The 20,433-nt window shown below is 70.6% G+C and carries 10 protein-coding genes and 1 tRNA gene; 6 read left to right on the top strand and 5 right to left on the bottom strand.

From position 1 onward, the window contains the following. Window positions 1-6 precede the first annotated feature (6 nt). The gene (locus tag AMO33_RS13990) at window positions 7-219 is read left to right on the top strand and encodes a hypothetical protein (protein ID WP_060592881.1); all 213 of its coding nucleotides are present in this window, start codon (window positions 7-9) and stop codon (window positions 217-219) included. A gap of 169 nt (window positions 220-388) precedes the next feature. After that, window positions 389-3,163 carry an AAA domain-containing protein gene (locus AMO33_RS13985; RefSeq protein WP_076573584.1) on the top strand — a complete coding sequence of 925 codons (2,775 nt, stop codon included), beginning with the start codon at window positions 389-391 and terminating at the stop codon, window positions 3,161-3,163. Between the two features lie 24 nt (window positions 3,164-3,187). Here the strand turns inward: AMO33_RS13985 and AMO33_RS13980 are convergent, their stop codons facing one another. Next, window positions 3,188-3,973 (bottom strand): GTP pyrophosphokinase, encoded by a 786-nt coding sequence (locus AMO33_RS13980; protein ID WP_373862108.1) that lies wholly within the window; start codon window positions 3,971-3,973, stop codon window positions 3,188-3,190. 116 nt (window positions 3,974-4,089) lie between these two features. Here AMO33_RS13980 and AMO33_RS13975 point away from each other — a divergent pair, with 116 nt between their 5' ends. Continuing rightward, complete coding sequence (locus tag AMO33_RS13975) at window positions 4,090-5,550, top strand: MFS transporter (RefSeq protein ID WP_060592878.1); 1,461 nt, start codon at window positions 4,090-4,092, stop codon at window positions 5,548-5,550. A 210-nt stretch (window positions 5,551-5,760) separates the two neighbouring features. On the opposite strand, the gene AMO33_RS13970 is transcribed toward AMO33_RS13975, so the two are convergent. After that, window positions 5,761-5,842: transfer RNA gene (locus AMO33_RS13970), tRNA-Leu, on the bottom strand. Between the two features lie 388 nt (window positions 5,843-6,230). On the opposite strand from AMO33_RS13970, the gene AMO33_RS13965 reads away from it, so the two are divergent. Together AMO33_RS13965 and acpS are read left to right on the top strand one after the other, a co-directional pair. After that, entirely contained in the window at window positions 6,231-15,578 is a 9,348-nt protein-coding gene (locus AMO33_RS13965; RefSeq protein WP_060592877.1) for a type I polyketide synthase, read from the top strand. A 182-nt stretch (window positions 15,579-15,760) separates the two neighbouring features. Further along, entirely contained in the window at window positions 15,761-16,198 is a 438-nt protein-coding gene (gene acpS, locus AMO33_RS13960) for a holo-ACP synthase AcpS (protein WP_011207788.1), read from the top strand. Window positions 16,199-16,226: 28 nt separating this feature from the next. Here acpS and AMO33_RS13955 read toward each other — a convergent pair whose 3' ends face one another. Further along, window positions 16,227-16,871 (bottom strand): TetR/AcrR family transcriptional regulator, encoded by a 645-nt coding sequence (locus AMO33_RS13955; RefSeq protein WP_041559915.1) that lies wholly within the window; start codon window positions 16,869-16,871, stop codon window positions 16,227-16,229. A 348-nt stretch (window positions 16,872-17,219) separates the two neighbouring features. Between AMO33_RS13955 and AMO33_RS13950 the strand changes: the two genes are divergently transcribed. Beyond that, entirely contained in the window at window positions 17,220-18,509 is a 1,290-nt protein-coding gene (locus tag AMO33_RS13950) for a hypothetical protein (protein WP_139337508.1), read from the top strand. 58 nt (window positions 18,510-18,567) lie between these two features. Here AMO33_RS13950 and AMO33_RS13945 read toward each other — a convergent pair whose 3' ends face one another. Both AMO33_RS13945 and AMO33_RS13940 read right to left on the bottom strand, forming a co-directional pair. Further along, window positions 18,568-19,371, bottom strand: coding sequence for an ABC transporter permease (locus AMO33_RS13945; protein ID WP_060592875.1), 804 nt, complete (start codon window positions 19,369-19,371; stop codon window positions 18,568-18,570). 29 nt (window positions 19,372-19,400) lie between these two features. After that, window positions 19,401-20,363 (bottom strand): ATP-binding cassette domain-containing protein, encoded by a 963-nt coding sequence (locus AMO33_RS13940; RefSeq protein ID WP_060592874.1) that lies wholly within the window; start codon window positions 20,361-20,363, stop codon window positions 19,401-19,403. Between the last annotated feature and the right edge of the window lie 70 nt (window positions 20,364-20,433).

Raw genomic sequence — 20,433 nt, 5'->3', positions numbered from 1 at the left:
AGCTTCATGCGGTGGCGTGACACCCCCGCGGCGCAGGGGAGCGGCTACGCCGGCCGTCTCGCCCCGACTCCGCGACGCGCCGGGCGGATGGTCGCGGGCACCGTCGCCGACGATCACGCCGACCAGGCGCCGTCGACCGATACGGGGGCGGGCACGGGGACCGGCTTCGGCCAGCTGCCCGAGCGGAGTGCGGCGAGGTCGGTGCTCGACGGCGCCTGATGAACGAGTCATCAAGAACTGCAACAAGTTCGGTCCGCAGATGACCTGCCCTCATCGCTCCGGCGAGGGTATGCTTCTGGCGTTCGGCTCACGGGGGGAGTGCCAGACATTCCGCCGCGATGATTCGTTACTCCCTAGGTGGGTCATGGGCTAGGGACGAGGGGGTGTCGTGGATCCACGACAACAGGCCGTGCTGATCCGCAAGTCGGTGGGCCAGCCGTATTCGAACCGCACGCGGGACGTGACAGCACTGCGTCTCGGTGCCGCCGGTCCGGTCGTCACCTTCAGCGGCGGGGGTTCCTACCGGTACGGATGGGACCGCGTCCTGATACTGGACCATCCACACATCGTGAGACCTGGTCCGGGCACGCGGATCATGGTCCGCGGACAGCTCCGAAGCGACGTGACCACCGCCTACCATTTCGCCGGGAGGGGTGAAGAGTGGTGGCACCTCGTCCGCGGCGACGGTGAATACGAGGTCCGGCCCGGCTCGTCGGTGGAGATCGTCACCGATGCGGGACGGGAGCCGAGAACCGGGACGATCCTGGCCTACTGGCGAGCGATCGCCGACCTGCTCCCAGAGGCCGGGCAGTCGCTACGAAAGGCCTATGGCGACGAGCTGATCCTCCGGCCCGACAGCGCACTGTACCGCTACCTGAACGGAACGCCGATCACGCCGACGGCGCCGCCGGTGGGACCCCCGCTGTATCCCTTCCACACCAATCTCAGTCAGCGGGAGGCCATCCAAAAGGCCCTCACCCATCCGCTGTCGGTGATCGATGGACCACCGGGGACCGGGAAGACCCAGACGATACTCAATCTCATCGCCAATGTGATCGTCGACGAGACCAAGACCGTCGCGGTCGTCTCCTCGAACAACGCCGCGGTCGACAATGTGCACGCGAAACTCGTGGAGGCCGGTTTCGGCTACGTCATCGCCAACCTGGGCCGGAGGTCCAAGAAGGAGCGATTCTTCGCGGACCAGGACGTTCGCAACAGCGAGGTCGATCGGCTGCGGATGTCGGCGGAGGCGGTGCCGATGGCTCCCGCGGAGCTGGTCGCGCTGGACGGCAGACTGCTGGCGCTGCGGGAAATGGAGCGAGAACTCGCCCAGCTGACGACCGAGCGTTCCGCTTATGAGCTCGAGCGCAGCCACTTCGCGGAGCATCTGGAAAATCACCGGCTACCCGGCGAGGATCTGCTGCCGGTGCTGCGGTGGAGCTCGACGAAAATCCTCTCCTTCATCGCCGCGACGGACCCCGAGTTGGCGCGGACCAGTGGCCTGGCACGTCATATCGAGCGGATACGAAACTACTTTCGGTTCCGCTCGCTGCGATTCGCCGACTCCCAGGACGTGGATCTCATTCTCCGATTACAGCGACAGTATTACGACAGGAAGATCGCCGAACTCGACCAACGGATCGACGAGCTCCAGAGCATGCTCAGCAGGCGACGTTTCGATCAGCTCGCCGAAGAACAACGTACGCTCTCCGTGGCTTGGCTGACCGAGCATCTGCGCCGCCGATACGCCGGCAGGCCGACGCGGCGGTACGACAACCGTTACCTCGCTCAGTGGGGTGAATTCAGTCGTGACTATCCGGTCATCGCTAGCACCTGTCATTCGCTGGGGGCGAGCATCGGTCGCGGAAGACTCGTCGACTATTTGATCATCGACGAGGCGTCCCAGGTCGACCTGCTCGCGGCCGGGGCAGCGATGGCCTGCTGCCGACATCTCGTCGTCGTGGGCGATCTTCGGCAGCTCGCGCCCGTTGTCGATGTGCCTGCATCCTCCTGCCCCGCTGCGCCGGCGCCGGCGTACGACTACCACCGGCACAGCATCCTGTCGTCGTTGCTCGAATTGCATGGCGACCACCTACCTCGCACCATGCTGCGCGAGCACTACCGCTGCGACCCGGGGATCATCGGCTTCTGCAATCAGAAGTACTACGCCGACGACCTCGTCCCGTTCACCCGCGCCACCCCCGGCCACCGCGCCATGGTCCTGGTGCGGACCGAACGAGGCAACCACATGCGGACGCACCGGGATGGGGGCAAGATCAATCAGCGTGAAATAGATGTCGTTCGGGAAGAAGTACTACCGGAATTCTGCGCGGAGTTCGGTGACGAGCAGATCGGGATCACCACTCCCTTCCGCAGGCAAGCCGACCTGGTGACCGATCAGCTGATCCGGAGTATCGAGTCCGACACAGTCCACAGCTTCCAAGGACGCGAAGCGATCGTGATGACGACCGTACTCGACGAAACCAGACGCGGGTACAGGGGACTGGAGTTCGCCGACAAGCCGCAGCTGGTCAATGTAGCGGTGTCGCGAGCGCGGAAGCGCTTCGTGCTGGTGACGAACTTCGACCTGCTGCCGCGGAGCCGGAATCTGCGAGACCTGATCGGCTACATCAGGTATCAGAACCCCCGCGACGACGTCTTCGACAGCTCGATCGTCTCGGTGTTCGACCTGCTCTACCGGGACTACTCGGCACGGCTCGCTCCACTCGCCGCCCGCCTACGCGGAAACGGGAGGTACAAGTCCGAGGCCATCATGCGCGCGCTTCTCGAAACTGTCTTGGCGGAACCGGAATTCGAGGGCTACTGGTTCAGGGAACAGGTGTTCGTAAAGAACCTGCTGCCCGACACCACGCGGCTCGATCCGGAACAACGCGAATATGTTCAGGGGCGGGCCTCAGTGGACTTCGATGTCTTCAACCGCATCACGAAGGAACGCCTGTGCGTCATCGAAGTGGATGGGTTCGAGTTCCACGCGAAAAGCCCCGAGCAGCAGGCTCGCGATGCGATCAAGGACCGCATCTGTGCCGCCTACGAAATCCCCCTGCTCCGTTTTCCCACCACCGGCAGCGGGGAGGTCGAACGGCTGCGTCGCGAACTCGGCGCGCTGATCCGGGCTCGTGACGAGTCCGCCCCGCCGCGCTGACACCGGGGGAGCGAGGCCGACCCGCTACCCCTGATGATTCGTTGCCCGGTGGGCGGAATTCTCGGCGGCCAGGCTGTTGTACAACATACCGAGGTCCAGCGAATCCAACGGCCCGCTGCGGGCGGGCGCACTCCGATCCACCTGCCGGTGCAACGCCTCCATCTTCGCGTCGAGCTGGGTGGCCACCTCGGCGGCCTGCGCCAGGTCGCTGCGCAGGTTCGGGGGGACCTCGCCGCGGTACTTGTAGTAGATCTTGTGTTCCAGGCTGGCCCAGAAATCCATGGCAATGGTGCGGATCTGGATTTCGACCGGCATGCGTTCGGTGCGGTCGGACCGGAACACCGGGATCGAGACGATCAGGTGCAGGCTCTGGTAGCCGTTGGGTTTGCGGTGGGTGATGTAGTCGCGTTCCTCGAGCAGGGTGATGTCCTCCTGGCTCACCAGCATGTCCCTGATCGTGGTGATGTCGGAGATGAAGCTGCACACGACGCGGACCCCGGCGATGTCGAGCACGTTCTCCCGGATGGCGGCCAGGTTCATCGGGTAGTTCTTGCGCTGCACCTTCTCCAGGACGCTCTCCACGGACTTGAGCCGGGAGCGGACGTGCTCGATCGGGTTGTACTCGTGCTTGCTGTTGAAGTCCTCACGCAGGATGTTGATCTTGGTGGTGATCTCGTCGATGGCGAACTTGTAGCCGAGCATGAAGTCGACGAACTGTTCGCGCAGCACGCGGAGGTCCTCGAGGTCGGCCGGGCCCGGGCCGACGGTCGCGCCGTCGTGGGTGGTCATTGCTGCGGGCCAGGGCTTCATCGAGTCCATTGTGCCCGTGCCGGGAGTTTGCCCGCCACCGTGGGGTGATACACCGATGCCCGGTGAGCAGGACGGTCCCCTCGACGCCGCCGCGGCCGTGGGTAGGGTGCGCAAGCGTGAGCCTCATCGCCGACAGACCCGCAGGATCGCCGGCGGAGTCTCGGCGGATTCCGCGTCCCGCGGTCCTGGTCGCGGCGCTCGGCACGGTCGGCATCGTCGTTTCGCTGATGCAGACCCTGGTCATCCCGATCGTCCCGCTGCTGCCCGGCCTGCTCGGCACCGACGCCACCAATGCCTCCTGGGTGGTCACCGCGACGTTGCTGGCCGGGGCGGTGGCGATGCCGATCAGCGGCAGGCTCGGCGACATGTTCGGCAAGCGGCGCATGGTGCTGGTGAGCCTGCTGATGCTGGTGACCGGTTCCCTGGTCTGCGCGCTGGCCTCCTCGCTCGCCCCGGTGATCGTCGGTCGCGTCCTGCAGGGCTTCGCCACCGGCGCGATCGCGCTCGGCATCAGCATCATGCGCGACGAACTGCCGCCGGAGCGGGTCGGCTCCGCGATCGCGTCGATGAGCGCGACCTTCGGTGTCGGCAGCGCGGTCGGCCTGCCGCTGGCCGCGGTGATCGCCCAGCACGCGCACTGGCACGTGCTGTTCTGGACCTCGGCCGGGCTCGGCGCGGTCTGCGCGGTACTGGTGTTCACGCTGGTACCGGAATCACCGGTGCGCACGCCCGCCCGGTTCGACTACCTCGGCGCGGTCGGCCTGTCGGTCACCCTGGTCGCCCTGCTCGTCGTGATCACCAAGGGCACCGCGTGGGGCTGGTCGAGCAGGCGCGTCCTCGGCCTGTCCGCGCTGGCCGCGGTCGCGGCACTGCTCTGGGGCTGGTACGAACTGCGCCGCACCGCTCCACTGGTCGACCTGCGCGTCTCGGCACGCCCGCGCGTGCTGCTCACCAACCTCGCCTCGATCGCGGTCGGTTTCGCCCTCTACGGCATGTCGCTGACCTTCCCGCAACTGCTCCTGGCACCGACCGCGACCGGCCACGGCTTCGGCCTCTCGATGATCGAGGCCGGCCTCGCGCTCGCCCCGACGGGCCTGCTGATGATGCTGCTCTCCCCGGTGTCCGCCCGCGTCACCGCCGCCCGCGGCCCCAAGCTGACCCTCGCCCTGGGTGCGACGGTGCTCGGCCTCGGCTACCTGAGCGCAACCCTGTGGACGGGCGCGGTGTGGCAGATCGTCCTCGCCGCCTGCACCGTCGCCGCCGGTGTCGGCCTGGCCTACTCCGCCATGCCCGCCCTCATCATGGGCGCCGTGCCGGTCACCGAAACCGCCGCGGCCAACGGATTGAACGCCCTGATGCGCGCCATCGGCACCTCCACCTCGGCCGCGGTCATGAGCGCGGTGTTGGCGAACCTGACAGTCGGCGTCGCAGGGGATCGGCTGCCCTCGCGCGAGGGATTCGTCGTGGCGTTTCTCGTCTCCGGCGCCGCGGCGGTGCTGGCGGTCCTCATCACGGTGTTCATCCCGGCGAAGAGAACAGCCGACGCCGCCACGACGCTCGGTGCAGAGTCCGGTTAGCCGGGACCGGTCGGACGATCACCATCGGGGCGGCCGGTCGGCCTGGAGACCATCGATCGCATTGCGGCGCACTGGTTCTGCGTCGATGGGCTGTCCTTGTCCAACGGTCGACGGGGTTCCCCGGAGCTCTCGGAACGTCTGGGAGGTGACCGGACCGCCCGGCGCCCATAGGCGAAGCATTCACGACGTGATGTAAACGAAGGGAATCTGTGCGCGAGGGGGGACTTGAACCCCCACGTCCGTGGACACCAGAACCTAAATCTGGCGCGTCTGCCAATTTCGCCACTCGCGCTTGGTGGTACGACCGTGCAAACTCTACCGGCCTTCGCTGCGTTCCAGAAGTGAGTGTGGCGAGTGTCGTACTCGCCGGTAACCCTACCTGGGATTATAACGATTGGGTAACGCGCAATATGAGGAACGCTCATGTTTGTGTGTGTCGCGGTAACGGGCTTCAGCAGGGCGTTCAAACATGAGGGAGGGTCATGTTTGGCGCAGTTCTGGTACGGACGTACAGAAATACTGCGGGGTAGGGCCGGGGGTGGCGGGCAAACGTGAGGATTTCCTCATGATTCTGTGGAATCCTCGCCCCTATCAGGCCTAGCGGTCGACGAATGCCCGCGCACCCGAGCGAGCGGCGTGTCCACGAGGGCGTGTCGCCAGGAGAAGGAAGTCGAAGCGTCTTGACGATCAACGAGAGCACCGAGACCGGAGCCGGAGCGAGCGCGAAGGTGGTCAGGGCCGGGAAAGGCGCGGCCGCCGGGCGGTCGCCGCTGCTGGATCGTTTGCTGAACGGCACTCCGTACGCGCTGGCCTTCGGGGGGCAGGGCGCGCGGTGGCTCAGCGAACTCGAGGAGATCGGCCGCGACAGCGCGCTGGAGCCGGAGCTGACCGCGCTGGTCAACGAGGCCGCCGCGCTACTGGAACCCGTTGCGCGCCAACTGCTGGTGGTGCGGCCGGTCGGGTTCGATCCGGTCGCCTGGATGCTCGAGGACGAGCTGGCCGACCCCGACGCCGACGAGCCCTCGGCCGCGCCGAGCGAGGACGTGCTGCGGTCGGCGGCGGTGTCGATGCCGGGCGTGCTGCTGACCCAGCTGGCCGCGCTGCGCGCGCTGAAGTTGCAGGGGCTGGACCCGGCCGAGCATGCGCCGGTCGCCGTCATCGGGCATTCGCAGGGTCTGCTGGCCGCGTCGGCGCTGCAGGGCGCGGGCGCCCGCGACGCCGAACTGCTGGCCATCGCGCAGATGATCGGCGCCGCCGCGGGACTGGTGGCCCGGCGCCGCGGGCTGATGCCGGTGGGTGAGCGTTCGCCGATGGTCGCGGTGTCCAATGTCGATCCCGAGCAGTTGCGTGCGGTGGTCGAGGAGGTCGGCGCGGGCGTGGATCCCGCCGCCGCCGCGGTCATCTCGATCCGCAACGGGCGCAGGCGCGTGGTGCTGTCGGGCACTCCGGCGCAGCTGGATCGGGTGCGCCGGCGGTGCGCGCAGATCACCGACGAGCAGACCCGCGAGCGGGAGAAGAAGGCGCGCGGCGGCGCGGTGTTCGCCCCGGTCTTCGAGGACCTGCTGGTCGACGTCGCCTTCCATCACCCGGCGCTGGCCGAGACCGTCGAGCTGGTCGGCGGCTGGGCGACCCAGTGCGGCCTGGACGCCGAGCTGGCGGGCCGGCTGGCGCAGGAGATCCTGGTCGATCCGATCGACTGGGTGGGCACGGTGGACGCCACCGTCGCCGCGGGCGCGCAGTGGATCCTCGACCTCGGGCCCGGCGACCTGCTGACCCGCGTCACGGCGGGCACGCTCAAGGGCAGCGGCGTCGGCATCGTCGCGGCCGCCACCCGGGCGGGCCAGCGCAGCCTGCTCACCCCGGGCGCGGCGCCCGAACTGGCGCGCCCCTGGGCCGATTACGCCCCCAAGCCGGTGCGCCTGCCCAACGGCCGCATCGTGGTGGAGACCGCTTTCACCCGGCTCACCGGCCGCTCGCCGATCCTGCTCGCGGGCATGACGCCGACCACCGTCGACGCGAAAATCGTTGCCGCCGCGGCCAATGCGGGGCACTGGGCGGAGCTGGCCGGTGGCGGCCAGGTGACCGAGCAGATCTTCGCCGACCGGGTGGCCGAGCTGAAGACACTGCTGCACCCGGGTCGCTCGGTGCAGTTCAACTCGCTGTTCCTCGACCCCTACCTGTGGAAGCTGCAGCTGGGCGGCAAGCGGCTGGTGCAGAAGGCGCGCGCCGCGGGCGCCCCGTTCGACGGCGTCGTGGTCACCGCGGGCATCCCCGAACTGGAGGAAGCCGTCGCGCTGATCCAGGAGCTCACCGAGGTCGGCATCACCCACGTGGCGTTCAAGCCGGGCACGGTCGCGCAGATCCGCGCCGTGCTCCGCATCGCCGACGAGGTGCCGGACTACCCGGTCATCATGCACATCGAGGGCGGCAAGGCCGGCGGCCACCACTCCTGGGAGGACCTGGACGACCTGCTGCTCGAGACCTACGCCGAACTGCGCAACCGCGACAACGTAGTGGTCTGCGTCGGCGGCGGCATCGGCACCCCGGAGCGGGCGCGCGAATACCTGACCGGGCAGTGGTCGGTGTCGCACGGTTACCCGGTGATGCCGCTGGACGGCGTGCTCGTCGGCACCGCGGCGATGGCGACCCTGGAGGCCACCACCGCGCCCGAGGTCAAGCAACTGCTGGTCGACACCCCCGGCACCCCCGACTGGGTCGGTGCGGGCACCGCCTCCGGCGGCATGGCCTCGGGCCGCAGCCAGCTGGGCGCCGACATCCACGAGATCGACAACGCCGCCTCGCGCACCGGCAGGCTGCTCGACGAGGTCGCCGGTGACGCCGAGGCCGTCGCCGCCCGCCGCGAGGAGATCATCGCGGCGCTGAACGCCACCGCCAAGCCGTATTTCGGCGACGTGGCCACCATGACCTACCTGGAGTGGCTGGAGCGTTACGTCGAGCTGGCCGTCGGCCTGGACCGGCGCAAGGACTTCGACTGCGGCAGCGACATCGGCGAGGCCATCCTCGACGCCACCCGCTCGGTGTGGCTGGACATCACCTGGCGCGACCGGTTCGCGGAGATGGTGCGGCGCACCGAATCCCGCCTGCACCCGGCCGACCGCGGCGAGATCCCGACGCTGTTCGCCGACGACCAGGCCTTCGAGGACCCGGTCGCCGCGATCTGCACCCTGAAGAAGCAGTACCCGTCCGCCGAGCAGACCCTGCTGCACCCCGCCGACGTGCCGTTCTTCGTCTCGCTGTGCAAGACCCCGGGCAAGCCGGTCAATTTCGTGCCGGTCGTCGACGCCGACGTGCGCCGCTGGTGGCGCTCGGATTCGCTGTGGCAGGCGCACGATCCGCGCTACTCGGCCGACCAGGTGTGCGTCATCCCGGGCACCGTCTCGGTCGCGGGCATCACCCGCGTGGACGAGCCGGTCGGTGAACTCCTCGACCGTTTCGAGCAGGACACCGCCTACGCCCTGGTGCGGGACGGCGTGGTGCCCGCCCCGGTCGACGCGCGCCGCGTCGCGGGCGTCACCAGCGGCCCGATCGATGCCGTGCTCGCCGCCCCCGACGTGGAATGGGCCGGGCGCACCACCGTCAACCCGGTGCACCGTCTCGGCGACCTCGCCGACTGGGCCGTGGACGGCAAGGGCGCGGTGCACCCGCGCACCGGCGCCACCCTGGTCGAGGCCACCGGCCCGGAGCCGGAGAACTCCTACGTCGAGCTGACCGTGCCGCTGCTCGGCCGCGACGCCGTGCGGATCCGGATCACCGTGCCGGTCTCGGTCTACAACGGCGGCGCCCCGGTGATCACCGAGGACGACGCCGAGACCGCGATGGCCGCGCTGCTCGCCGTCGCCGCCGGGCAGTCGCTGCCCGAGGTGAAGGGCAATGTCGCGCACGTGAACCTCGCCTGGACGCCGGACCTCATCGCCGACCACGCCGGTGTCACCGGCTCCGGTCTGCCCGCGGGCCTGAGCACGCTCGGCCGCACCGTGCCGGACGTGCTCGTCGGCGCCTGCTGGCCCGCGGTGTTCGCGGTGCTCGGCGCCACCCGCACCGGCGACGCGCGCTCGGTCATCGAGGGCATGCTCGACCTGGTGCACCTCGATCACCAGATCGAGCTGCTGCGCGAGCTGCCGGACCAGACCAGCATCCTGGTGGTGCGCGCCGAGTCGACCTCGGTGGTGGACACCGACATGGGCCGCGTGGTCGAGGTCGCCGTCACCGTCGGCGAGATGCGCGATCAGGGCCTGGACGTGGTGCCGCTGGCGAAGCTGACCGAACGGTTCGCGATCCGCGGCCGCAACGGCGCGGGCGAGCTGTCGGATCCGCCGCGGGCCGCGGGCACCGCCGCCGATGCGGTGGACACCCCGCGTCGCCGCCGCCGTGACGTCACGCTGGTCGCTCCGCGCGCGATGCACGCCTTCGCCGCGGTCTCCGGCGACCACAACCCGATCCACACCAGCGACAACGCCGCGAAGCTGGCCGGGCTCGGCGGGCCGATCGTGCACGGGATGTGGCTGTCGGCCGCCGCCCAGCACGCCGTCTCCGCGGTGGACCCGAGCGCGTCCGTGCCCGCACGCACGTTGACCGCGTGGACCACCCGCTTCCTGGGCATGGTCCGCCCCGGCGCCGAGATCGACGTGCGCGTCGAGCGCGTCGCGGTGGACGCGGGCAGCGAGATCGTCGAGGTCTCCTGCCGCACCGGCGGTGATCTGGTGATGACGGCGACCGGCCGCACCCGCGCGCCCAAGACCGTCTACGCCTTCCCCGGCCAGGGCATCCAGCGCAAGGGCATGGGCCTGGACGCCCGCACCCGCTCCAAGGCCGCCAAGGAGATCTGGGACCGCGCCGACAAGCACACCCGCGAGGCACTGGGCTTCTCCATCCTGGCCGTGGTGCGCGACAACCCGACCTACCTCAAGGCGCGCGGCGTCGAGCACCGGCACCCGGACGGCGTGCTGCACCTGACCCAGTTCACCCAGGTCGCGATGGCCACCCTCGGCGTCGCGCAGGTCGCGGAACTGCGCGAGGCGGGCGCCTTCGTGGAGGGCGCCATGCTGGCCGGGCACTCGGTGGGTGAGTACAACGCGCTGGCCGCCGTGGCGGGCGTGCTGCCGCTCGAGGCGGTGCTCGAGGTGGTGTTCCAGCGCGGCTCGGCGATGCACGCGCTGGTGCCCCGGGATGCCCAGGGCCGCAGCAACTACCGCATGGCCGCCATCCGCCCCTCGCAGATCGGGCTGCCCGACGACGAGGTGGTCGGCTTCGTGCAGGGCATCGCCGAGCAGACCGGCGAATTCCTCGAGGTGGTGAACCTCAACCTGCGCGGCTCCCAGTACGCCATCGCGGGCACGGTCGCGGGCCTGGAGGCGCTCGAGGCCGAAATCGACCGCCGCCGGGCCGAATTCGGCGGCAAGCGGGCCTTCGTGCTGGTGCCCGGCATCGACGTGCCGTTCCACTCCACCGTGCTGCGCAAGGGCGTGCCGGAGTTCCGGTCCAAGCTCGAGCAGCTGCTGCCGCAGGACCTGCACCCGGAGGTGCTGGTCGGGCGCTACATCCCGAACCTGGTGCCCAAGCCGTTCTCGCTGGAGCGCGAATTCGTCGCCGAGATCGCCGATCTGGTGCCCTCGGAGCCGCTGGCCGCGGTGCTCGCGGACTTCGACTCCTGGGCGGCGCGGCCGACCGAGCTGTGCCGTGTGGTGCTCATCGAGCTGCTGGCCTGGCAGTTCGCCAGCCCGGTGCGCTGGATCGAGACCCAGGACCTGCTGTTCACCGACACCGCGCACGGCGGTCTCGGCGTCGAGCGGTTCGTCGAGATCGGCCTCGGCGCGACCCCGACCGTGGCGAACCTGGCCAGCCAGACGCTGAAGCTGCCCGCCTTCGGCTCGGCCACCGTCGAGGTGCTCAACATCGAGCGCGAAGCCGCGATCGTCTACTCCACCGACACCGATCCCGCGCCGGTCGACGAGCCGGCGGAGACCCCGGCCGCGAGCGCCGCTCCGGCCGCCGAGCAGGCCGCGCCCGTCGCGGCGCCCGCCCCGGTCGCCGGCTCGGGCGGCCCGCGCCCCGACGACATCGCCTTCACCGCCGCCGACGCCACCCGGGTGCTCATCGCCCTGTGGACGAAGCTGCGGCTGGATCAGATCGGCCCGGTGGACACCATCGAGGGCCTGTGCGACGGCGTGTCCTCGCGGCGCAACCAGCTGCTGGTCGACCTCGGCTCGGAGCTCTCGCTCGGCGCCATCGACGGTGCCGCCGACGCGGACATGGGCGCGCTGTCGGCCACCGTCGACCGCCTCGCCCGCACCTACAAGCCGTTCGGTTCGGTGCTCTCCGACGCCATCGGCGATCACCTGCGCAAGGTCTTCGGCCCGTCCGGCAAGCGGCCCGCCGCCATCGCCGAGCGCGTGAAGAAGGTCTGGGAGCTCGGTGACGGCTGGGCCAGTCATGTCACCGCGGAGGTCTCGCTGGGCACCCGCGAGGGCGCCAGCGTGCGCGGCGGCGACCTGGGTGGCCTGGTGTCCGGCCCGCTCAACGACGGCGCCGCGGTGGATGCCGCCATCGACGCCGCCGTGCAGGCCGTGGCCGCCCGGCGCGGTATCAGCGTGACGCTGCCCGCGAGCGGCGGGGGCGGCGGCGCGACCGTCGACGCGGCCGCGCTCGGCGAGTTCACCGAGCAGATCACCGGCCGTGACGGCGTGCTCGCCTCGGCGGCGCGGGTCATTCTCGAGCATCTGGGGCTGGGCGATCGCGCCTCGGCGCCGGAGGCGACCGACGACTCGCTGGTCGACCTGGTCTCCGCCGAACTCGGTGCGGATTGGCCGCGGATGGTGGCCCCGGCGTTCGACGCCCGCAAGGCCGTGCTGATCGACGACCGCTGGGCCAGCGCCCGCGAGGATCTGGCCCGGCTGTGGCTCATCGACGACGCCGCCGCGGCCGCGCAGCAGGTCGACGGCTTCCTCGGGTCGGGCGACGCCGTTGCCGCGCAGGCGGATTGGTGGCGCGAGCGCGCCAAGGGCGAGGCACGTTCCGTGCTGGCCGGCCTCTACGAGCGCATCGCCGAGGCGGCGCGGCAGACCGAGGAGCCGGGGCAGTGGTCCGGCGACGTCGCCGTGATCACCGGCGCCAGCAAGGGTTCCATCGCGGCGGCGGTCACCGGGCGGCTGCTCGGCGGCGGCGCGACCGTGGTGGTCACCACCTCGAGCCTGAACGACGAGCGGCTGGGCTTCTACAAGCAGCTCTACCGCGAGCACGCCCGCGCGGGCGCCGCGCTGTGGGTGCTGCCGGCGAACATGGCCTCCTACCAGGACGTCGACGCGCTCATCGAATGGGTCGGCAGCGAGCAGGTCGACAACGCGGGCGGCGCCAAGATCAAGATCAAGGACGCCATGACGCCCACCCTGCTGCTGCCGTTCGCGGCGCCGCGGGTGGCCGGTGACCTCGCCGACGCGGGCGCGCGCGCCGAGCTGGAGATGCGCGTGCTGCTGTGGTCGGTCGAGCGGCTGATCGGCGGGCTGTCCCAGCTCGGCGCCGACCACGACGTCGACGCCTCGCTGCACGTGGTGCTGCCGGGCTCGCCCAACCGGGGCATGTTCGGCGGCGACGGCGCCTACGGCGAGTCCAAGGCCGCGCTGGACGCGGTCATCGCCAAGTGGCGGTCGGAGAAGTCCTGGTCCAAGCGGGTCACCCTGGTGCACGCGCTGATCGGCTGGGTGCGCGGCACCGGGTTGATGGGCCACAACGATCCGATGGTCGAGGCGGTCGAGAAGGCGGGTGTGCAGACCTGGTCGACCACCGAGATGGCCGACGAACTGCTCAAGTGGTGCACCGCGCGGGCACGTCAGGTGACCGCGGCCGGTCCCCAGCAGATCGACCTGACCGGCGGGCTCGCCCGGGCCAAGCTGGACCTGCCCGAGCTGGCCAAGCAGGCGCAGGAGGCGGCGGCCGCCGCGGCCGAGGACGCCGCGGCCGAGGCGACCATCCCGGCGCTGCCCGCGCCGCCCACCGCCACCTCGGCTCTGCCGGTGCCCGAATGGGGCGAGGTGAGCGCCGATCTCGACGACATGGTCGTCATCGTCGGCGCGGCCGAGCTGGGCCCGTACGGCTCCTCGCGCACCCGCTTCGAGATGGAGGTCTCCGACGAGCTCTCCGCCGCGGGCGTGCTGGAGCTGGCCTGGACCACCGGCCTGGTGAAGTGGGAGAACGACCCGAAGCCGGGGTGGTACGACGCGGAATCCGGCGAGTACGTGCCCGAGCACGAACTGGCCGAGCGCTACCACGACACCGTGGTCGCCCGCTGCGGCATCCGCCGCTACGAGGACGACGCGGCCATGGTCGACAACAGCGCGCCGCTGATGACCTCGGTGTTCCTCGACCGCGACCTGACCTTCACGGTCGGCGGCGAGGCCGAGGCGCGCGCCTTCCACGCCGCCGACCCCGAGCACACCGTCATCGCGCCGGTGCCGGATTCCGGCGACTGGCAGGTGACCCGCAAGGCGGGCACCGAGATCCGGGTGCCGCGCAAGGCGAAGCTCTCGCGCACCGTCGGCGGGCAGATCCCCACCGGCTGGGATCCGACGGTCTGGGGCATCTCGGCCGACATGGCCGGATCGGTGGACCGGGTCGCGCTGTGGAACATCGCCTGCACGGTGGACGCGTTCATCGGCTCCGGGTTCAGCCCGGCCGAGCTGATGCAGTGGGTGCACCCCAGCCTGGTGGCCAACACCCAGGGAACCGGCATGGGCGGCATGTCCTCGATGCGCTCGCTCTACGTCGACAACCTGCTCGGCGAGCCGCGCCCGAACGACATCCTGCAGGAGGCGCTGCCCAACGTGGCGCTGGCGCACGTGGTGCAGTCCTACGTCGGCAGCTACGGCGCGATGGTGCACCCGGTCGCGGCCTGCGCCACGGCCGCGGTCTCGGTCGAGGAAGGCGTGGACAAGATCCGGCTCGGCAAGGCCGACGTGGTGGTCGCCGGCGGCTACGACGACCTCGGCATCGAGGGCATCGTCGGCTTCGGTGACATGTCGGCCACCGCGGACTCGGCGGCCATGCGCGCCAAGGGCATCAGCGACCGGTACTTCTCCCGCGCCAACGACCGCCGTCGCGGCGGCTTCGTGGAATCGCAGGGCGGCGGCACCGTGCTGCTGGCCCGCGGTTCGGTGGCGCTGGAGATGGGCCTGCCGGTGCTCGGCGTGGTGGCCTACGCCCAGTCCTTCGCCGACGGCGTGCACACCTCGATCCCGGCGCCCGGCCTCGGCGCGCTCGGCGCGGGCCGCGGCGGCCGCGAGTCCCGCTTCGCCGCGGAACTGCGCAAGCTCGGTGTCGCGCCGGACGAGATCGCGGTGATCTCCAAGCACGACACCTCGACCGCGGCCAACGACCCGAACGAGTCGGAGCTGCACGAGCGGCTGGCCGCCGCGATCGGCCGCTCCACGGGCGCCCCGCTGTTCGTCGTCTCGCAGAAGAGCCTGACCGGGCACGCCAAGGGTGGTGCCGCCGCGTTCCAGCTGATCGGCCTGTGCCAGGTGCTGGAAACCGGTGTGGTGCCGCCGAACCGGAGCCTGGACTGCGTGGACGAGAAGATGCGCGAGTACCCGCATCTGGTGTGGCTGCGCGAGGCGCTGCGCTTCGGCGACCGGTTCCCGCTCAAGGCGGGCCTGGTGACCTCGCTCGGCTTCGGTCACGTGTCGGGTCTGCTCGCGGTGGTGCATCCGCAGGCCTTCATCCAGGCCATCGAGCCGGGACGGCGCGAGGAGTACCAGCAGCGGGCCCAGCAGCGTCAGCTGGCCGGGCGGCAGCGCATCGCCGAGGCCATGTGCGGCGGCGCCCCGCTCTACGAGCGCCCGGCCGACCGCAGGCTCGGCGGTGACGGCACGCCCGCCACGCGCGTGCGTCAGCTCGAGGCCGACGTGCTGCTCTCGCCGCAGGCACGCCTCGGCGTGGACGGCACCTACCGCACCGACGGTTCCGGTTGCGGCACCGGTGCGGTGATCGTCGGCCGGCTCACCGGCGAGCAGGGCTGACCACAGGGAAGCCGGATCGTCCCCGATGCGGGGGACGATCCGGCTTCTCGCGTGTCCGTCAACCAGTACGCTGCACGGCAGTCGTTCGTCGAACGACGCGACCGCTCGACATGCGGTCTGCCGAACGGGAGTGCGGTCACCGCCGGTGCCCGCACGCCGAGTGATGAGGGAGCTGCGACGCTGTGACCATCCTGGGGATCGGCCTGGACCTGGTGACCATCTCCGAGTTCGCCGAACAGCTCGAGCGCACCGGCACCACCATGCTGCGGGAGAGTTTCACCGCGGGGGAGCGCCGGTACTGCCAGAGCAAGGGCACCGACCCGGCCCGCAGTTACGCCGCGCGCTGGGCGGCCAAGGAGGCCGTGCTCAAGGCGTGGGCCTCCTCGCGATTCGCGCGCAGGCCGCAGATCGGTGACAACCCCTACCCGCTGATCGAGGTCGTCAACGACGCCTGGGGCCGCCCCAGCATCAAATTGCACGGTCTGGCCGCGGAATTCCTGCCGCGGGTGCGGGTGCACCTGTCGTTGACCCACGACGGCGACACCGCCGCCGCGATGGTGGTGCTCGAGGATCCGGGCGAGCTGGCCGATCTCATCGAGGGCCGCGAAGCGACACCGTGACCGGTGGCCGGCTCCGGCGCCGATCGACCTAGCGGCCGCCGCCGGTGCGCGATTCCTTTTCGGCGACAAGCAGATACGCCACCATCAGGCGCTTGAGCTCGGCGACGGCGTCGGCGTGCGACTGCTCGTCCTGCACCGAGAAGTTCAGCATCGAATAGACGACGTGCACGAGCACCTCGGCCATCATGGTGCGCCGCGCCCGCGGCGTGCGGGGCGTGAGTGGGCGCAGCATCTGGGAGACGACCTCGGCGAACTCCTTCTCGTGGATGGCGCCGGTGGCCCGGGTGGAGGGTGTGGACTGCATCGCCAGCCACACCTCCCGGCGGGACGGGTCGGTCATCCACAGGTTCGCCAGGTGGTCGACGAACTGGTTCATGTGCCGCAGCCAGTCCAGCGACGGGATCTCGCCGTGGAAGTCGGCGAGTTCCTGCGAGACGGCCACCAGATCCTGGCGATTGAGTTCGCAGACGATGACGTACTTGTTGGCGAAGAACTGGTAGAGCGTGCCGATCGGCACCTCCGCGCGGGCGGCCACCTCTTCACAGGTGAACGACTCGAACCCGACCTCGACCAGCAGTTCCCGGGAGGCCTGGAGCAGCGCGTCGAACTTGCGCTTGCTGCGTTCCTGGGTCGGACGGCGGCGCGGCATCAGCTCCCGCGGGTCGTCCTGCATCTCCAACGCGGGGTCAAGGTGACGCTTCTTCGGCTTCGCCCTGGCCTGCGCTTGCACTTCCACGCGTCCAGGCTAGCGGTACCGCCGCCGTACCGACACGCCCGCTCCGTGCGCGGGTCGCGTTTCGGTCACTTTTCACCACCCATCCGCGCCGCGACCGGTACCGAACACATAACCGAACAGGCGTGGATTCGGCGCCGGGACCCGCGGGTGGTACAGCGCTGGTGATACAGGGCTGGTGGTTGAGGGCTGGTGGTACAGCGCGGGTGGCATGTGCGGGTGGTGCCGCGCGCCGAACGCGAGCATACGTGGATCCGGCAGGTCTCTGTGATGGGGAAGGCGGGTGTGGTGGCTCGATACGTGGTGACTCTCGGCGCGTCGATCGAACGGGGCGCGGTGCAGGCCGTGGCGCTGACCGATGCCGGGGCGCGGCTACCCCAGCGGGTGCTCGCGCACACGGTGGTGCCCGCGGGAACGACTCCGGCCGAACTCGCGGCGGCGGTGTCCGCGGCCCTGGACGCGGTGGCCGCCGCGGTCGCGGAGACCGGGCCCGACACCGGAGCGATCGCGGGGGCGGCGGTGGTCTATCGGGAGCCCGCGCAGCGCCGCGCGGTGGTCTCCGAACTGGCGGACGGGCCGTGGCACGGCGCGTCGCTGGTGTCGGCCACCTCGGCGCATCTGCGGGTGGCGGCGGCGATGGCGTGGCTGGCCGAGTTCGACGATCTGCTGGTGTGCGACGTGGTGCCGGGCTACCAGGCGTTCACGCTCGTGGACGCGGCGCGCAGCCGGGTGCTGGCCGCGGTTTCGCGGCCGGGCTCGCCCGCCACGCTGGCCGAGGCGGTGCGCGCGGCCAGGGATCAGATCGAGGCGGCGGGTGCGCGCCCGGACGCCGTGGTGCTCGTGGGCTCGACCGCCGACGATCCCGCGGTGCGCGCGGCCGCCGACGGATTCGGCGCGCCCGTGCTGCCGTGCCCGATCGCGCCCGAGGCGACCGCGGTCGGCGCGGCGCTGTGGGTGATGGACGACGTGGTGGGTCTCGCGGACACGAGCAGGCCGGACCGCGGCAGGCCGGCGCCCGCCGTATTGACGGCGGCGGGTGCGCTGGCGTGCGGTCTGGTGACCGCGGGGGTGTACGTCAGCAGTGGGATGTGGACCGGCGTGCCCGCGGTCACCGACGACGCCCGTGTCACCGCGGGCGGGCAGGCGTTCGCCCCACCCCGTCCCGGCGGCCCGGGCGGCGGTGCCACGCTCGCGCCGGGCGCCTCCGCGCCCGAGGGCGGGCCTGCCGGTCCGGTCGCCGGTGAGCATCGGGCGCCGAGCTTCCGGCCGTCACCGGCCGCCGCGGTCGACACCGAGGTGGAGTTGTTCGGGTACGGGAAGCCGTTGGGCCGGTGGGGCGAACAGGCGCCCCTGCCGTTGCAGCCCGCCGAGGCCACCCCGGCGCAGGATCTGCCGTCCGGTCCGGTGCCCGGTACCGGCGTACCCACCCGTCCGGCCATCGGCAACCCCGACGCGACCCTGATGTTCCCGGGGGAGGCGCCGCCGCCCGCCCCCTTCACCCCCGAGTTCTACGACTGGTGGGACAACCACATCCGGCTGATCGCGCGGTGGGCGACCCAGCAGTTCCTCGGCACCTGAGCACCGCACACCGCGACGTCCCGGCACCAGCGCGGGTGCCGGGACGTCGCGGGCCCGGTCAGTTCGCGGTGCGCCGCCGGAACAGCACCCGCGCGGCGAGGTAGCCCAGCGCGGCGACCCCGCCGCACCACGCCATCGCCAGCGCCGCGCTGCCGCCGATCTCGGTGCCCATCAGCAGCCCCCGCACGGTCTCGATCACCGGTGTCACCGGCTGGTTCTCCGCGAAGGCGTGCAGGGCCGTCGGCATCGACTCGGTCGGCACGAACGCGCTGCTCACATACGGCAGGAACATGAACACGAAGGTGAACCCGTTGGCCGCCTCCGGATTACGGGCCAGCAGGCCGAGGGCCGCCGCCAGCCAGGACAGCGCGAAGACGAACAGCGCGATGAGCGCCGTCGCACCCAGCCAGCGCACCGGGTCGGCGGTGGGCCGGAACCCGAGCGCCACCGCCACGACGACCACCAGTCCGGTGGTGATCATGTTGCGGATGACGCTTTCGATCACGTGCCCGGTCAGCATTGCCGAGCGGGCGATGGACATGGTGCGGAATCGGTCGACGATGCCGTCGGCCACGTCGGTGGAGATGCTCACGGCCGTGGTGGAGGCGCCGAATCCCGCGCAGAGCAGGATGATCCCGGGCACCACGTAATCGATGTACGCGCCGCCGCCGACGTTCATCGCGCCGCCGAAGACGTAGACGAACATCAGCAGGATCATGATCGGCAGGGCCAGGGTCATGATCATCGTGTCCGGGCTGCGCAGGGTGTGCCGGATGTTGCGATCGAGCATGGTGAGGTTGTCCTGCGCGATGCGCAGGGCCCGCTGCGGCAGGGCGGGCCGGGGGAGTGTCGCGGTGGTCATCGGGTGCCTCGTTTCGTGGGAACGGGCCGCTAGGCAGCGGTCTCGACCTGGGTGGGGTGGCCGGTGAGGGCGAAGAAGACGTCGTCGAGGTCGGGGGTGTGCACCGCGAGCTGTTCGATGGTGACACCGTGCTCGGCGAGCCGATCCAGCACGGCCTTGATCTCGCCGGCGCTGCCGTCGGAGGCGATGCGCAGGGCCAGTTGTTCGGGATCGGGCTGCGCCGCGGCGGGGTCGCCGAGGGCGCGGGCGGCGGCGGTGAGGGTGGCCGCGTCGGCGAAACGCAGGCGGAGGTGACCGCCGGGGACGCGTTGCTTGAGCTCGTCGGGGGTGCCCTCGGCGACGATGGTGCCGCCGTCGAGCACCGCGATGCGATCGGCCAGTTGATCGGCTTCCTCGAGATATTGCGTGGTCAGCAGGATCGTGGTGCCCTCGGCGGCCAGTTCCCGGATGACCGCCCACAGGTCACGCCTGCTGCGCGGGTCCAAGCCGGTGGTGGGCTCGTCGAGATAGACCAGGCGCGGACGGCCCATCAGGCTCATGGCCAGATCGAGGCGCCTGCGCATGCCGCCGGAGTAGGAACCGGCCGGCTTGCCCGCGGCGTCGACGAGGTCGAAGCGCTCGAGCAGGTCGTCACCGCGCCGCCGGGCTTCGGCGGCGGGCAGATGCAGCAGCCTGCCGGTGAGCCGGAGATTCTCGGTGCCGGTCAGCACGGTGTCGACGGCGGCGAACTGCCCCGTCACGCCGATGAGGCCGCGCACGGTGTCGGCCTCGCGCAGCAGGTCGTGACCGAACACGCGCACCTCGCCGGCATCGGGCCTGGCCAACGTGGCCAGGATGCGGACCAGTGTGGTCTTGCCCGCCCCGTTCGGCCCGAGCAGCGAGAAGATCGTGCCCGCAGGCACGTCCAGGTGGATGCCGGTGAGCACCTGGTGATCGCCGTAGGACTTGTGCAGATCCCGCACCGCGAGCGCGGGAAGTCGGGGGATGGTCATGAAAGGCTCCCAAGAACTGTTTATGATGAATACAGTTTATAGAGTAAGCAGTTGTTCGGCGCAAGACGGG

Origin of the sequence: Nocardia farcinica (genome assembly GCF_001182745.1) — a bacterium.
GTDB lineage: Bacteria > Actinomycetota > Actinomycetes > Mycobacteriales > Mycobacteriaceae > Nocardia > Nocardia farcinica.
This window is presented reverse-complemented; position numbering and strand designations above follow the sequence as displayed.

What these genes read in the sequence shown, in the direction of transcription:
- AMO33_RS13945 (WP_060592875.1), bottom strand. Translation starts at nt 19,371, where the DNA reads ATGACCACCGCGACACTCCCCCGGCCCGCCCTGCCGCAGCGGGCCCTG.
- AMO33_RS13955 (WP_041559915.1), bottom strand. Translation starts at nt 16,871, where the DNA reads ATGCAGGACGACCCGCGGGAGCTGATGCCGCGCCGCCGTCCGACCCAG.
- AMO33_RS13940 (WP_060592874.1), bottom strand. Translation starts at nt 20,363, where the DNA reads ATGACCATCCCCCGACTTCCCGCGCTCGCGGTGCGGGATCTGCACAAG.
- AMO33_RS13990 (WP_060592881.1), top strand. Translation starts at nt 7, where the DNA reads ATGCGGTGGCGTGACACCCCCGCGGCGCAGGGGAGCGGCTACGCCGGC.
- AMO33_RS13980 (WP_373862108.1), bottom strand. Translation starts at nt 3,973, where the DNA reads ATGAAGCCCTGGCCCGCAGCAATGACCACCCACGACGGCGCGACCGTC.